The 14,416-nt window shown below is 47.7% G+C and carries 11 protein-coding genes, 3 tRNA genes and 1 pseudogene; 12 read left to right on the top strand and 3 right to left on the bottom strand.

Annotated elements, in window-relative coordinates:
- Positions 1-3: 3 nt before the first annotated feature.
- Together rluB and AB8S08_RS08570 are read left to right on the top strand one after the other, a co-directional pair.
- Positions 4-819: pseudogene (gene rluB / locus AB8S08_RS08575) on the top strand (23S rRNA pseudouridine(2605) synthase RluB); the annotation flags it as partial.
- 281 nt (positions 820-1,100) lie between these two features.
- Positions 1,101-2,138: an agmatine deiminase family protein gene (locus AB8S08_RS08570; protein ID WP_369742511.1), complete on the top strand. Its 1,038-nt coding sequence runs from the start codon at positions 1,101-1,103 to the stop codon at positions 2,136-2,138.
- A 40-nt stretch (positions 2,139-2,178) separates the two neighbouring features.
- On the opposite strand, the gene AB8S08_RS08565 is transcribed toward AB8S08_RS08570, so the two are convergent.
- Complete coding sequence (locus AB8S08_RS08565; RefSeq protein WP_369742510.1) at positions 2,179-2,895, bottom strand: SIMPL domain-containing protein; 717 nt, start codon at positions 2,893-2,895, stop codon at positions 2,179-2,181.
- Between the two features lie 84 nt (positions 2,896-2,979).
- Here AB8S08_RS08565 and AB8S08_RS08560 point away from each other — a divergent pair, with 84 nt between their 5' ends.
- From AB8S08_RS08560 to AB8S08_RS08515, 10 genes are all read left to right on the top strand, one after another.
- The gene (locus tag AB8S08_RS08560; protein WP_181394932.1) at positions 2,980-3,468 is read left to right on the top strand and encodes a regulatory protein RecX; all 489 of its coding nucleotides are present in this window, start codon (positions 2,980-2,982) and stop codon (positions 3,466-3,468) included.
- Between the two features lie 78 nt (positions 3,469-3,546).
- Positions 3,547-6,147 carry an alanine--tRNA ligase gene (gene alaS / locus AB8S08_RS08555; RefSeq protein ID WP_369742509.1) on the top strand — a complete coding sequence of 867 codons (2,601 nt, stop codon included), beginning with the start codon at positions 3,547-3,549 and terminating at the stop codon, positions 6,145-6,147.
- Between the two features lie 226 nt (positions 6,148-6,373).
- On the top strand, positions 6,374-6,568 hold the full coding sequence (gene csrA, locus AB8S08_RS08550; RefSeq protein ID WP_110076203.1) for a carbon storage regulator CsrA: 195 nt from the start codon (positions 6,374-6,376) through the stop codon (positions 6,566-6,568).
- A 193-nt stretch (positions 6,569-6,761) separates the two neighbouring features.
- A tRNA-Ser gene (locus tag AB8S08_RS08545) sits at positions 6,762-6,854 on the top strand.
- A 19-nt stretch (positions 6,855-6,873) separates the two neighbouring features.
- Positions 6,874-6,950 (top strand) — tRNA-Arg (locus AB8S08_RS08540).
- Between the two features lie 44 nt (positions 6,951-6,994).
- Positions 6,995-7,071: transfer RNA gene (locus tag AB8S08_RS08535), tRNA-Arg, on the top strand.
- 274 nt (positions 7,072-7,345) lie between these two features.
- Positions 7,346-8,488, top strand: coding sequence for an RNA-guided endonuclease TnpB family protein (locus tag AB8S08_RS08530; RefSeq protein ID WP_369742508.1), 1,143 nt, complete (start codon positions 7,346-7,348; stop codon positions 8,486-8,488).
- A 187-nt stretch (positions 8,489-8,675) separates the two neighbouring features.
- A complete protein-coding gene (locus tag AB8S08_RS08525; protein WP_110076204.1) occupies positions 8,676-8,897 on the top strand; it encodes an OadG family protein in 222 nt (73 codons plus the stop codon).
- 24 nt (positions 8,898-8,921) lie between these two features.
- Positions 8,922-10,721, top strand: a complete 1,800-nt coding sequence (gene oadA / locus AB8S08_RS08520) for a sodium-extruding oxaloacetate decarboxylase subunit alpha (RefSeq protein WP_369742507.1) — start codon at positions 8,922-8,924, stop codon at positions 10,719-10,721.
- A 4-nt stretch (positions 10,722-10,725) separates the two neighbouring features.
- Positions 10,726-11,856 carry a sodium ion-translocating decarboxylase subunit beta gene (locus AB8S08_RS08515; protein WP_110076206.1) on the top strand — a complete coding sequence of 377 codons (1,131 nt, stop codon included), beginning with the start codon at positions 10,726-10,728 and terminating at the stop codon, positions 11,854-11,856.
- A gap of 93 nt (positions 11,857-11,949) precedes the next feature.
- Here the strand turns inward: AB8S08_RS08515 and AB8S08_RS08510 are convergent, their stop codons facing one another.
- Complete coding sequence (locus tag AB8S08_RS08510) at positions 11,950-12,123, bottom strand: hypothetical protein (RefSeq protein ID WP_181394933.1); 174 nt, start codon at positions 12,121-12,123, stop codon at positions 11,950-11,952.
- A complete protein-coding gene (locus AB8S08_RS08505; protein WP_369742506.1) occupies positions 12,120-14,399 on the bottom strand; it encodes a response regulator in 2,280 nt (759 codons plus the stop codon). The genes AB8S08_RS08510 and AB8S08_RS08505 overlap by 4 nt, the downstream gene beginning before the upstream one ends.
- Positions 14,400-14,416: the final 17 nt, after the last annotated feature.

The following is a 14,416-nucleotide window of genomic DNA, read 5'->3' as shown; positions in this document are numbered from 1 at the left end:
CTAATGAGTGAAAAGTTACAAAAAGTTCTCGCCCGATCAGGCCATGGTTCGCGTCGCGAATTAGAAGCGAAAATTGCAGCAGGCCGAGTCAGTATTAATGGTGAAGTTGCCACGCTTGGCGAACGTGTTGATGCGGACGCTAAAGTTCGTATTGACGGCCATGAAGTGACAATTAAGCCGCCAGAAGATGTCATTTGCCGCGTGTTGATGTATCACAAACCCGAAGGCGAGCTTTGTACCCGACGTGATCCTGAAGGGCGTCCTACCGTTTACGATAAACTTCCAAGAATGCAGGGCGCACGCTGGGTTGCGGTTGGTCGTTTGGATGTTAATACTTCGGGGCTATTGCTCTTTACTACCGATGGTGAGCTGGCCAACCGGTTGATGCATCCAGGCCATGAAATTGAGCGTGAATACGCCGTGCGAGTGTTTGGTGAAGTTGATGATGCAATGTTGCGCAAACTCAAAAAAGGCGTACAACTAGAAGACGGGCCGGCAGCTTTTAAAGAGATTAAACGTGGCGGTGGTGAAGGCATGAACCAGTGGTTCCGCGTGATGTTAACTGAAGGCCGCAACCGTGAGGTACGGCGTTTATGGGAATCACAAGGGGTGCAAGTAAGCCGCCTCATGCGTGTGCGCTACGGTAATATCAAACTCGAACAAGGCTTGCCACAAAGCGGCTGGGGCGAGTTATCCTTGACGCAAATTAATTACTTACGTGAACTTGTAGGATTACCTGCTGAAACGCGTAGCTTTGTTGATCCGCGTCAGCAAGAAACACGGCAGAAGCGCTATTCACGCGCTCGTCGAATGCAGGCACAAAAGCTGGAGCAGAACCGTAAAGGTAGCTCTGGCTCGAAAACAGCTGAGCCGAAACAGCCGGCTGCTGCCGCTAAGCCAAAAGGTAAGCCACGCCGTCAAGAAAGCAGAAAAGATGCTTACAATGAGCAGCAGCAAGAGCGAGCTGGTGGCCGCTCTAGCAATCGGCCTAGTAAATTACGGGGCAAAGGCACTGGTAAAGCTACCGGCAAACCTAGTTCGCGGCAAGGTACTCAGCATCAACAAACTAAGCAATCGGGCAAAGCTCGTAACCAATAAGTATGGGGTTATTAGCTGATTGGCAGCAACAACAGATGCTGTTGTTGCTGTGGCCTTATCGTGATGATGTATGGCGTTTACAAGGGCGACCTGCCCAGCAACAATTGCGGCAATTAGTGCAACTAGCAGCTCCCTATTGCAATATTTTCGTGGGTTGTCATCCTACCCAATTGGAGTATGCTCGCACCCAACTGCCGGCAACGGTCGAGTTGCTAGCGCTGAATTATGACGATGCTTGGGCACGAGATATCACACCGCTTTATACCGCACCGCAGTGGGGCGGTTCCGAGCAATTGTTTGCCCACGGTTTTCAGTTTACCGCTTGGCATGGGCTGTACCCTGATTTTCAGCAAGACCAAGCTTTCGCTAAACAACTGGCACGGCGCTTGTGCCAACGTTTTATCGCTCATGATCTGGTACTAGAAGGTGGCGCGATAACAACGGATGGTGCCGGCACCGCAATCGTACATCAAGCCAGCGTGCAGCGTAACAATCCGCAATGGACACTCGTTGCAATAGAAGCCTATTTAAAGCAGCAGTTACAGCTTCAGCAAATTGTATGGCTGCGCTGGGCTAATCCGCTGGATGAGACTGGCGGCCATGTCGATAATCATGCGCAATTTATCGCTCCTGACACCCTTGTCACCAGCTTACCGCAGCCTTCAAGCCCGTGGTATCAGCATTACGCTGCACAGTTAGAGCAATTAAGACAATTAACCAATGTCTGCGGCAAGCCATATCATATTCTGGTGTTACCGCAACCTGCTGCGATTGTCCCAGAGCCAGATGAATTTGCCAGTATCAGGCGCCAACCTGGTGTCAAAGTTCGGGGCACAACTCCGTTATTAGCCAGCTATGTTAATTTAGTTAATCTGGCGCAGTGTATGTTAGTGCCACAGTTTGGCTTACCCAGTGATGCTGAGGCGCTACAGATCATGCAGCAGTGGGCTGGTAAACGACCAGTACTGGCAGCCGCTGCCGACGAATTTATCAAAGCAGGAGGTGGTTTACATTGCATGACGGCCACCATTCCAACTTAAGTGACCGCCATAGGTTGGCTGAAATAGATAGCGGCGCCCGTTAGCGTAATGCAAAACTCACGCTTACTCGAGCTTCAATTTGAGTGGTGCCTGGTAGGCTGACATCGGCCATGGCTCTACTTCTAAAGGCCTCAACCGCTTGCGTTTGGACCGCTCTCGGTGCTTGACTATGCTCGCTAATTTGCACCACTTCGCCCAGCTCTGCGCCAGCCGCTGACGCCATCAGTTCTGCTTTTTGTTTCGCCACTGAAATGGCAGCTGCTAAGGCCTCATCATACCGCGCCCGCGCATCGCTAAAATCATACCTGGGCATGCCAACATCGGTCACGCCTTGGGCGAGGGCAAATTCAACAATACTATCGTAGTGATCTGGATTACGGAGCACTATGTTCATTTCACGTGACACAAGATAACCGCTAAGCTCGCGTTTGTTGTTGTCATAGTGATACATAGGTTGGGTAAAGAGTTGGTAAGAACTGATGTCTTGCTTCGCAATATTGAGTTGCTCTAATTGTTGTAAAAGCGCAGCGGTGATAGTGTCTACGGTTTGCTTCAGCTGAACCAGTTGTTGTCCCTCTTGACGAATAGAAAGCGTAAATTGCATGCGGTCAGGCACTTCAACTAAGCTAGCATCACCGCTTACTTGGATTGTACGTGCCGGCGCTGAAGGTGCGTTAGAAGCGGGCTGGCAGCCCAACAGAAAAGTACTGCCGAGCAGCAAGAGAGAAACTTTAGTTAAGTTAGAAATCCGTGACATAGCTTATTCCTTGATAGTTATTTGCTACCATTGTGTGGTTGATTAAATGGTTGGACCGCAACTAAGGCTAAAAGTTGAATTTTTATGACTGATACTAAAAAGACCGCTCAAGAACTTACCCAACAGCAGGCCGAAGAGGTACTGCTGCGACTGTTAGCCCGTCGCGAACACAGTGCCTTAGAGCTGAAGCAAAAACTACGGCAGCGAGGCTTTACCCAGCAACCATTAGAAGCAGCGCTTGCTAAAGCCCAGCAATTGGGCTGGCAAAGTGATCAAAGGTTTACCGAAAGCTGGGTTAAGCAATGCTTAGAAAAAGGCGATGGGGTGCGAAAAATACAGGCGCAAGCCCAACAAAAAGGGATTAGTGAAGCGCTGTTACAACAAGTATTGTTGGCGCACCAGCCAGACTGGCATCAGCAATGCTATCAGCGACTCATCAAGAAATTTGGTGAGCAGCCTCCGGTGGACCAAAAACAACGCGATAAAATGATTCGCCATTTGTTACAGCGGGGTTTTTCTTTTGATAGCATAAAAATTGCTCTGCAACGTCAATCAGACGCTGCGGCAGACTAGGCGTACCCTATGAATCGTGATAGGATTTTGCGCTAACTTTTAATTCATTTACACCCAATTTCTCGTAGGAAGTAGTCAATGAGTATGACCAGTGCCGATATCCGTGAAGCGTTCCTTGCTTATTTTGCCAGTAAAGGTCATCAGCGAGTCGCCTCGGCGTCATTGATTCCTGGCAACGATCCCACGTTGCTATTTACCAATGCTGGAATGGTGCCATTCAAAGATGTGTTTTTAGGTGATGAGCAACGAGATTACGTTAGAGCGACCTCATCGCAACGTTGTCTGCGCGCCGGTGGAAAGCATAACGACCTAGAAAATGTTGGCTATACTGCACGCCACCATACTTTTTTTGAAATGTTAGGTAATTTCAGCTTTGGTGATTACTTCAAACGCGAAGCTATTCAATACGCATGGGAATTTTTAACCGGTGTATTGCAACTGCCAAAAGAGAAATTATGGGTGACCGTCTTTACGGAAGATGATGAGGCTTACGACATCTGGGCCAAAGAAATTGGCGTGCCGACAGATCGTATTTCGCGCATTGGTGCCAAAGATAACTTCTGGGCCATGGGTGATACGGGACCCTGTGGTCCTTGCTCTGAAATTTTCTACGACCATGGTGCTGAGGTGTGGGGTGGCCCACCAGGCACACCAGAAGAAGACGGTGATCGTTATATCGAAATCTGGAACCTAGTATTCATGCAATATAACCGTCAAGCGGATGGCACCTTGCTGCCATTGCCGAAGCCGTCGGTGGATACGGGGATGGGATTAGAGCGTATTGCCGCCGTATTGCAGCATGTTCACAGTAACTACGACATTGATCTATTTCAGGCGTTAATTGCAGCAGCGGCAAAAGTTATCGGTACGGAAGATCTAACCAGCAAGTCGCTGCGCGTTATTGCGGATCATATTCGGTCATGTAGCTTCTTGATTGCCGATGGGGTGCAGCCGTCTAACGAAGGTCGTGGCTATGTATTGCGCCGGATCATTCGGCGAGCAGTTCGTCATGGCAATATGCTAGGTGCCAAAGGGCCATTTTTCTACCGTTTGGTCGCCGAGTTGGTGACGCAAATGGGCCAGGCTTATCCCGAGTTGCTTGATAAGCAAAGTGTGATTGAACAGGCGCTGAAGCGCGAAGAAGAACAGTTCGGTAAAACACTTGAGCGTGGTTTAACCATTTTAAACGATGCCTTAGCCGAGTTAGAAGGCTCGGTGTTGCCAGGAGATTTGGTGTTTAAACTCTATGACACCTATGGCTTCCCGATGGATTTGACCGCTGATATGGCGCGTGAAAAAGGGCTGACGGTAGACGAGGCAGGTTTTGCCAAAGCGATGGACGAACAACGTCAGCGCGCTCAGCAAGCGTCTAATTTTGGTATGGATTATAACGAGCGTTTAAAATCCGCGCAGCGCAGCGAATTTACAGGATACGATCAGGTTGCTGGTAGCGCACAGGTGGTTGAGTTGTTCGCTGATGGTGAGCAAGTAGAACATTTAGCCGCCGAGCAACGGGGTATTGTGGTACTTTCGGCAACACCATTTTACGCCGAAAGCGGTGGCCAGATTGGCGATACTGGTAAGCTCATCGTTAATGGTGGCGAATTTATTGTTACCGATACGCAATATATCGGCAAAGCAATTGCTCATCATGGTCACACCACAGCTGCCATCAACCTTGGTGACTCGGTACAAGCCCATATTGATGCTGAGCGCCGTGCTGCGATAAAACGAAACCACTCAGCAACCCACTTATTGCATGCAGCGCTACGTAATCTACTTGGTGAGCATGTGACGCAAAAAGGTTCTTTGGTTACTGCTGAGCGTTTGCGTTTTGACTTTTCTCACTTCGAACCAGTAACCGCAGCTCAATTAGATGCTATTGAGCGCCAAGTTAACGAAGAGATAGTTAGTAATCACGCACTGCAAGCTGAGTTGATGTCAATTGATGCTGCTAAAGCTGCTGGCGCCATGGCTTTGTTTGGCGAAAAATACGATGATCAAGTGCGCGTAGTTCGTATGGGCGATTTTTCGATGGAATTGTGCGGCGGTACCCACGTGGAAAGAACCGGTGATATTGGTTCATTGCGTATTGTTAGTGAAGCAGGTATAGCTTCGGGTGTTCGCCGGATAGAAGCCGTTACTGGTATGGCAGCAAGCCAATACACCTTGCAACAACAACAGCAGCTACGAGCGGCTGCTGGACTGTTCAAAACGGATTGGACGCACTTGGTTGAACGTATCACCCAACAGCAAGAACGCAGCAAAGGCTTGGAGAAGACCATAACTGAACTGCAGCAACAGCTAGCAGCTCATGCTGGTTCTGATTTAGTGGCTGGTGCCGAAAAAATAAACGATGTTAAAGTGATCGTGGCGCAAGTACATAACGTAGAATCTAAGGCATTACGCAGTATGGTTGATGATTTGAAAAATCAGCTGCAAAGTGGTGTGGTGGTATTAGCCCTCGCCACCGACGATAAAGTAAGTTTAATCGTAGGTGTCACGTCAGATTTGACCCAACGAGTGAAAGCTGGCGATGTGGTTAACATTGCAGCACAAGCGGTTGGTGGCAAAGGCGGTGGTCGTCCAGATATGGCGCAAGCCGGTGGACAACATCCAGAACAGATCCCAGCTGCGTTAGCCGCGGCTAAAGAGACGATTACTGAATTATTGCGATAGATGGTCGCGTGAAAATGTTCGGAAACATCCCTGTGCGGGTGTGCAAATAGATAAAGCCTGTTAGAATAAAGAACATCGGTTTATATCCAACTGCACAAAAACGCACAGGGTGCGTGACTATTATAACGTTTGTGATATATTCGATACGACTTTAAGAAAGGCTGAAACTGCGGTGAGGTGTGATGCCAAACCGTCTGGAAATTGGATGTAGGGAAGGAGTGGGCACATGTTAATCTTAACCCGCAGAGTGGGTGAGACGTTAATGATAGGTGACGATGTCACTGTTACGGTACTTGGTGTGAAAGGTAACCAAGTTCGTATTGGCGTCAATGCACCTAAAGATGTCTCAGTACATCGCGAAGAAATATACAATCGAATTCAGGCAGAACATCAAGACGGCGACAAGTCTGAAGAGCCTTAATAGAGTAATGTCTGAAAGCTGGCCCACGGGTCAGCTTTTTTGATTGTGCGATTGCTAGCAAAACACTCTAAATTAGCGGTTGTGTGGAAAATTTGGTCGAGATGCCTAAAAATCCCACAAACGAACGCTGAAATAGAAAAAACTGTTTGACATATTTTTCAAGGTCGCTATCATTCATCGCCACAAGACAAGCGGTGAGGTGGCCGAGAGGCTGAAGGCGCTCCCCTGCTAAGGGAGTATAGGGTTTGTAGCTCTATCGAGGGTTCGAATCCCTCCCTCACCGCCATTTTGTGAAACAAACCAACGCACTCGTAGCTCAATTGGATAGAGTACTCGGCTACGAACCGAGCGGTTGGAGGTTCAAGTCCTCCCGAGTGCGCCATTGTTTCAACAGCAAAATGCAAATCGTCTTATCAGTTTGAATGTGCACTCGTAGCTCAATTGGATAGAGTACTCGGCTACGAACCGAGCGGTTGGAGGTTCAAGTCCTCCCGAGTGCGCCACTTCATCTCCTCCTTAGTTATTCCAGAATTATCCCAAAGTCATCCCAAAATTATTCCAAAGTTATCCTAATAAATCTCCAGTACGCAAACATCGCACTCATCTATCCATAAATTCAAACCTAACCCTTCGAATCTGTTGCTTAGCAATTTCGCCGTAAACCCTCGCCCAATCGGGCGGGGATATAAGGCGATTGAGGCGAAGCCTCAACTTCTTCCTTGACAAGCAAAGCCATATCAGGAGAATGCTGGTTATTTATACAGTGGTATAATTTAAATGTTAAGGGCGACAAAAGTACGCATTTACCCAACTCAAGACCAGGCTGAGTTTTTAATAGCTCAGTTTGGCGCTGTGCGTTTCGCGTACAACAAGGCTCTGCATTTAAAGTCTCATATGTATCGCAAGCACAGGGTTACGCTGAACCCCAAGAAAGACATAAAACCGCTGCTTGCAGTTGCTAAGAAATCACGAAAATACCACTGGTTGAAACAATATGATTCAATCGCCTTACAGCAGGCGGTTATCAATCTGCATCAAGCCTTTGACAACTTCTTCAACCCGAAGTTAAAAGCCAAATTTCCGCAATTTAAACGCAAGCACGGCAAACAGTCGAGCTATCACTGTGTGGGTGTAAAAGTGCTGGATGGGGCTGTTAAGTTGCCCAAGATGCAGCCTGTAAAGGCAAATATCCATCGTGAAATTTCGGGAGCAGTTAAAAGCATTACAGTGAGCCTGAGTAAAACTGGCAAATTCTACGCCTCTATCCTTGTGGATGATGGAGTTAAAGCGCCTGCATTACTTCACACTATAAGCAAGGTTACAGGTGTTGATTTGGGCCTGTCTCACTTCACCATCGAATCAAACGGCAGAAAGACTGCCAACCCTCGATTTGTAAAACGCGCTGAGAAAAATCTCAGACGTAAGCAGCGTCAGTTGTCTCGTAAGGCTAAAGGGAGCGCCAACCGAGCAAAGGCTCGTTTGTTGGTTGCTAAATGCCACGAAAAAGCAGCAAACGCTCGTGCCGACTTTCAACACAAACTCTCTCGAACTCTCGTTGACGAAAACCAAGCGGTGATAGTTGAGACATTGAAATCGGCCAATATGATGAAAAACCGTAAACTGGCAAAACACATAGCCGATGCCTCATGGCATAGCTTTGTCAACAAACTGGAGTACAAACTGAAAGAGCAAGGCAAATACCTAGTCAAGCTCGACCAGTGGTACGCCAGCTCTAAGACTTGCCATTGTTGCGGTCATAAAATGGAAGTAATGCCCTTATCGGTTCGCTCATGGGATTGTCCCTCATGCGGAACGATGGGTATAGATCGCGACTTAAATGCCGCCTTCAATATCCGTGATAAAGGCATTCTGGAATTAAAGGCGGCTGGACGGTCGTCTCTGCTTATGGAAGCTGCGTAAGCCTCGATACTATCGAGCAACGGCTAATGAAGTAAGAAGCATCGCCCGATAGGGCGGTGAGAAGTCACAAACCTATAACTCCCGCTTATGACTCGTATAGCCCGTGATAAGTCTCGTAACGAACTACTTTGTGTTATTCTGCTTTTCAGCTAGGATGTTGATATCTTTTTAACAAAAGAGGTAAGTTATGGGAGAGCTCTTTACTGACGCTTTAATGATCATGGTGACCGGTATGGTCACAGTATTTGCGTTTCTGAGCCTATTAATAGGTGCTATGGCGGTGTTACGTAAACTGGCCGATGCGCCGGAAGTAACGACCACCAGCAATACCCCCGCCACCTCTGCGCCGAACGCTGCTGAATATGCTGCGATTGCAGCAGCAGTGCATCAGTACCGTCGCAATCACTAATAAAAGAATAAGAGGACCCCTCGGATGAAAAAACCGTTGCAGTTAACCGAGCTAGTTTTACGTGATGCTCATCAATCGCTGTTAGCAACTAGAATGCGATTAGATGACATGCTACCGATAGCAGAGAAGCTTGATAATATGGGCTATTGGTCAATGGAATCTTGGGGCGGTGCAACCTTTGACGCCTGCATTCGTTACCTGGGCGAAGACCCGTGGGAGCGGATTCGCGAATTGAAAAAAGCCATGCCGAAAACGCCACAGCAGATGCTTTTGCGTGGCCAGAACTTATTAGGTTACCGTCATTATGCCGATGATGTGGTAAAGCGCTTTGTCGAGCGAGCCAAAGAGAATGGCGTTGATGTGTTTCGTATTTTTGATGCTATGAATGACGTGCGTAATCTAGAGGCAGCCATTAAAGCTACAAAAGCTGTTGAAGGACATGCCCAAGGCACGCTTTCTTATACCGTGAGCCCGGTGCATACCTTAGATACTTGGGTGACGATGGCGCAACAAATGGCTGATTTAGGCTGTGATTCTATTTGTATTAAGGATATGGCAGGGTTATTGCGTCCGGAGCCAGCATTTGAGCTCATTAGTGCGTTAAAACAAGCCGTAGATATCCCTATCGCCATGCAGTGCCACGCCACGACGGGTTTAAGCACAGCCACCTATCAGAAAGCCATTGATGCGGGCATTGATATGTTAGATACCGCCATTTCGTCAATGAGCATGACTTATGGCCACTCAGCCACTGAAACCATTGTTGCTATGACTGAAGGTACCGACCGTGATACCGGTTTAGCTTTGGAAAAGCTTGAAGAAATCGCCAGTTATTTTCGTGATGTGCGTAAAAAGTATGCTCAGTTTGAAGGCTCATTAAAGGGCATTGATGCGCGTATTTTGTTAGCTCAGGTACCAGGTGGCATGTTAACAAACATGGAGAGCCAACTAAAAGAGCAGGGCGCCTTAGATAAATTTGATCAGGTATTGGCGGAGATCCCGAAAGTACGTGAAGATCTTGGGTTTATCCCATTAGTGACACCAACGTCGCAGATTGTCGGCACCCAAGCTGTGCTTAACGTGCTTAGTGGTGAGCGTTATAAGTCGATATCCAAAGAAACGAAGGGAGTTTTGACGGGTGAATATGGCGCCACTGCAGCCCCAGTAAATAAAGAGCTGCAAGCACAAGTGCTGCAAGGTAAAGAGCCTATTACTTGCCGCCCAGCTGATTTGCTTGATAACGAATTGGATAGCTTAGCAGATGAGCTTAACCAGCTTGCACAAGAAAAAGACATTAAACTGGCTGATGCGGTGATCGACGATGTGCTTACTTATGCGTTGTTCCCGCAAATTGGTCTTAAGTTTTTGCAAAATCGCGGCAATCCAGATGCGTTCGAGCCGGCTCCGCAATTGCAAGCACAGGAGCCGTCAGCGCCGGCGGTTGCGAATAATAAGCCAAGTGTAAGTAGTACTGGCGAGGCAGCTAGTTACGATGTCACAGTCGATGGCAAGCGCTTCAAAGTAGAGGTGGCGCCTTCCGGCACTATTACCTCAGCTACCGCTGCTGAATCAACCGCAACAACGGCACCTGCTGCCGCAGCAGATAGCGCTACGGCAGAAATCAAGGCGCCCTTGGCTGGTAACCTGTTTAAGCTGCTGGTCAAGCCAGGTCAACAAGTAGCTGAAGGTGATGTTGTTATCATTCTTGAAGCGATGAAAATGGAAACAGACATTAAAGCCCACCAAGCCGGAACCGTGGCCGATATTCTGGTAAAAGAAGGTGATAGCGTGAGTGTTGGTGATGTTCTGGTAACCTTGAGGTAACAGCATGGAGCGCTTATTAGTTCTCTGGGATAGCACGGCAATCTCAGCCTTTACTTGGGGACAAGCGGCGATGATGGCGGTTGGTGCCTTGTTGCTTTATCTTGCCATTAGTAAAAAGTTTGAGCCCTTGTTGCTGCTCCCTATTGGTTTTGGAGCTATTCTAGCCAACATCCCACAGGCCGGCTTTAATGAGCCAGGTGGCTTACTTTACTACGTCTATTACGTTGGTATAGAAACGGGCGTGTTCCCGCTGTTGATTTTTATGGGCGTGGGGGCGATGACGGATTTTGGGCCCTTACTTGCTAATCCACGGACGTTATTGCTTGGTGCCGCGGCTCAGTTTGGTATTTTTGCAACCCTGCTGGGTGCTATTGCCTTAAACTTCATTCCTGGTTTCAACTTTAGTTTAGCGGATGCATCAGCTATCGCCATCATTGGTGGTGCAGATGGGCCTACCGCTATTTTCCTTGCTTCACGGCTGAGCCCAGACTTACTGGGTGCTATTGCCGTGGCTGCCTATTCCTACATGGCGTTAGTACCCATCATTCAGCCGCCAATCATGAAGTTGTTTACGACGGAAGCTGAACGTAAGATTCAAATGGAGCAATTACGGCCGATTGCCCGCCGCGAGAAGATTTTATTCCCCCTTGCAGTGTTACTTTTAACCTTGCTATTTTTGCCAACGGCCACGCCACTGGTAGGAATGTTTTGCTTGGGTAACTTAATGCGAGAGGCCGGAGTGGTCGAACGCTTAAGTAAAACGGCGCAGAATGAACTGATCAATATTGTCACTATTTTCTTAGGTTTGGCGGTCGGTTCCAAGTTATCAGCCGAAGAATTCTTGTCAGTGCAAACCCTAGGTATTTTGGTGCTAGGTGCAGTCGCCTTTGCTGTAGGTACGGCGTCGGGAGTATTGATGGCCAAAGTGCTGGCGAAGTTTAGTAAAACTCCGATTAATCCACTCATTGGCGCAGCCGGTGTATCTGCGGTGCCAATGGCCGCTCGAGTGGTTAACAAAGTAGGGCTAGAGGCTAATCCTCAGAACTTTTTGTTAATGCATGCGATGGGTCCAAACGTCGCAGGGGTCTTAGGCTCAGCGGTAGCAGCTGGTATTTTGCTAGCATTAGTCGGTTAATGAGCCGATTGGATAATGGGTAATTAAAGTTAACTGATAGTTTCCAGCTCATAAGAGTCACGTTTCACGGAACTCTGTGAGCTGGATTCATTTTTATCGACCGGTTAGCCACAGCATTAAGCTATAGAAAAGCGCAATAAAACCGCTAACTATCGCAATATAAATAAAGCCTCGCAGACCTTGCTTGAAGGTCCAGCCATTAACCCGTAAGTAGATAAACCAAGCGATGCTCAGCACCAACGGAATTAAAAATAAGAGGCGGATCATGGCGTGTCTCCATTTTGTTGCTGGTGTTGATGCCACAAAGCTAAGTCGCTAGCAGCCTGTTGTGCTTGTTCAAGCAGGGGATCAAGTTTCACGATTTGGTCAGCAACTTGGTCAATAGCACCTTGCGCCATACTTTCTTCTAGTTGTTTTGCCACCAAATGGATTCTGGTTAAACCTAAGTTCGCTGCAGCACCTTTAAGTGAGTGAAAAAAGCGTCGAGCTTGATCATGTTGCCCTTTACTTAAAAACTCGACAATTTTTTGCGGTGCTTGTTGGTATTCCTCAGTTAACCGCTCCACTAAACTTTGATAAAGCGGAATATTATGTCCGAGTCGGTCTAAGGCGCTAGCAAAGTCGATATCTCGGTGATTGGGATAACGTTGACGGCTGTTGTTGCTTACCGCAGTAGGTGTTGTTGTGGGCTGAGCTGATTGAGCTGCATAATCACCTCGTACACACCACTTATTAATGGCTTGTAATAATCGTTGCTCATCGATAGGTTTGCTAATGTGGTCCTGCATACCAGCGGCTAATGAGCGTTCAATGTCCTCGCTACTGGTATTGGCAGTCATGGCTATAATGGGCAGCTGCTGGTAGGAATACAGTGCGCGAATTTTTTCGGCGGCGGTTAAGCCATCCATAATCGGCATTTGTATGTCCATAAACACCAAGGCATATTGCTTTTCGGCTACCTTAGCAACAGCCTCTTCGCCATTTCTCGCTAAGTCTACGACTAAGCCGGCATGAGTCAGCATTTCTTTGGCAATAATCTGATTAATATCGTTATCTTCTACCAGTAACACAGGTGCATTGCAGAGATCACATGGTACCCCTTGGTGAGGCTGCATGGTGGTTTCCGTTGTAAGTGCTAACGCCGAACATAACACTCGCAGCAGTGCTGAACTGGTGTAAGGTTTAACAATGTACTCAGCCACGCCAAGCTGTTTCGCTTGAGCTATCATGTCTTGAGCATGATAGCTGGTAGCAAGAATTAAGCGAGGTGCTTGTTCTGGTTGGCGCAACACGTTCTGACAGAAGCTTAAACCGTCCATACCTGGCAACTGCCAATCGACAATAACGGCATCAAAGTCTTCTTGTTCGAGCCACTGCAAGGCTTCTTCCGCACTTCTACAGGTGGTTACTGCCACCGCATAACTGCGTAATAGCTCCGTGAGCATTTCGCGGGTGGTTAAATTATCCTCAATGGCCAGAACCCGTTTGCCCTGTAATCGAGCTTGCAAAGATTCATGACCGTTTTGATTAAACTCAGTTTGCATGGGCAGACTCAATTCCAAAAAGAAAGTTGAGCCCTGACCGACACTACTCAATACCCCTAAGCCGTGGTTATTCATCAGTTTTACAATGCGCTGACTGATTGCCAAGCCCAAACCAGTACCACCATATTGGCGAGTCGTCGAAGTATCCGCTTGGGTAAAAGCATTAAATAACTGAGCGCGTTGCGCTTCGTTCATCCCAATTCCAGTATCTGTGACTGAAATACGTAGATAGACATCCTGATCGCTGCGGTCAAGCAGGGTTACAGCTACGACAATTTCACCGTGCTCGGTGAATTTGATGGCGTTACTCACCAAGTTAACTAGCACCTGATTAAGCCGCAGTGGGTCGCCAATCAAACGCTTAGGAATGTTGGTGGGGAGGTTAATAATAAACTCTAGATTTTTATCGTAAGCGCGATAGGCAAACATATCCGCTAAGTTACTGAGTACTTCTTCTAAATCGAAGGGGATATGTTCAATACTGAGTTTGCCGGCCTCTATTTTTGCAAAGTCGAGCATGTCATTAACAATGCCCAGCAAGGTCTTTGACGAGTTTTCAATAGAGCGCAAATAGCCGCGTTGTTGGTCGTCTAAGTCAGTTTTTAAGCAGAGCTGGGTCATCCCCAAGATGGCATTGATAGGCGTGCGTATTTCATGGCTGACATTAGCTAAGAATTCACTCTTGGCTTGGTTGGCTGCCGCTGCTGCTTCAAGTTCTTGCTCTTTAATAGCAATCCGTTCGGCGTCTTGCTGCGTATGAGATGCCGCAGTTACTTTGCGCCCCAGCCGCTTTAGCCAATTCAAAGTTGTCATGGTAGGTTCACCGTATGCGCTACTAGTCTTGGTATGATGCCACGAGTTAGGCACTGTGCCAATGGTGGTAGTTGCTATACTTTCATAGACTAACGAGCGATAAAGCTTTAGTATTTCGGGATGTCGTTCAACCTTATGGGCAAAATTAAACCCAACTGCCGTTGCATGCTTTTCTGCAGGTTTCATGCACACACATCGTTGGC

This window comes from Pseudidiomarina sp. PP-1MA (assembly GCF_041200125.1).
Lineage (GTDB): Bacteria > Pseudomonadota > Gammaproteobacteria > Enterobacterales > Alteromonadaceae > Pseudidiomarina > Pseudidiomarina fusca.
Note: the sequence above shows the minus strand (reverse complement) of the source record. Positions and strands in the feature narration are given on the sequence as shown.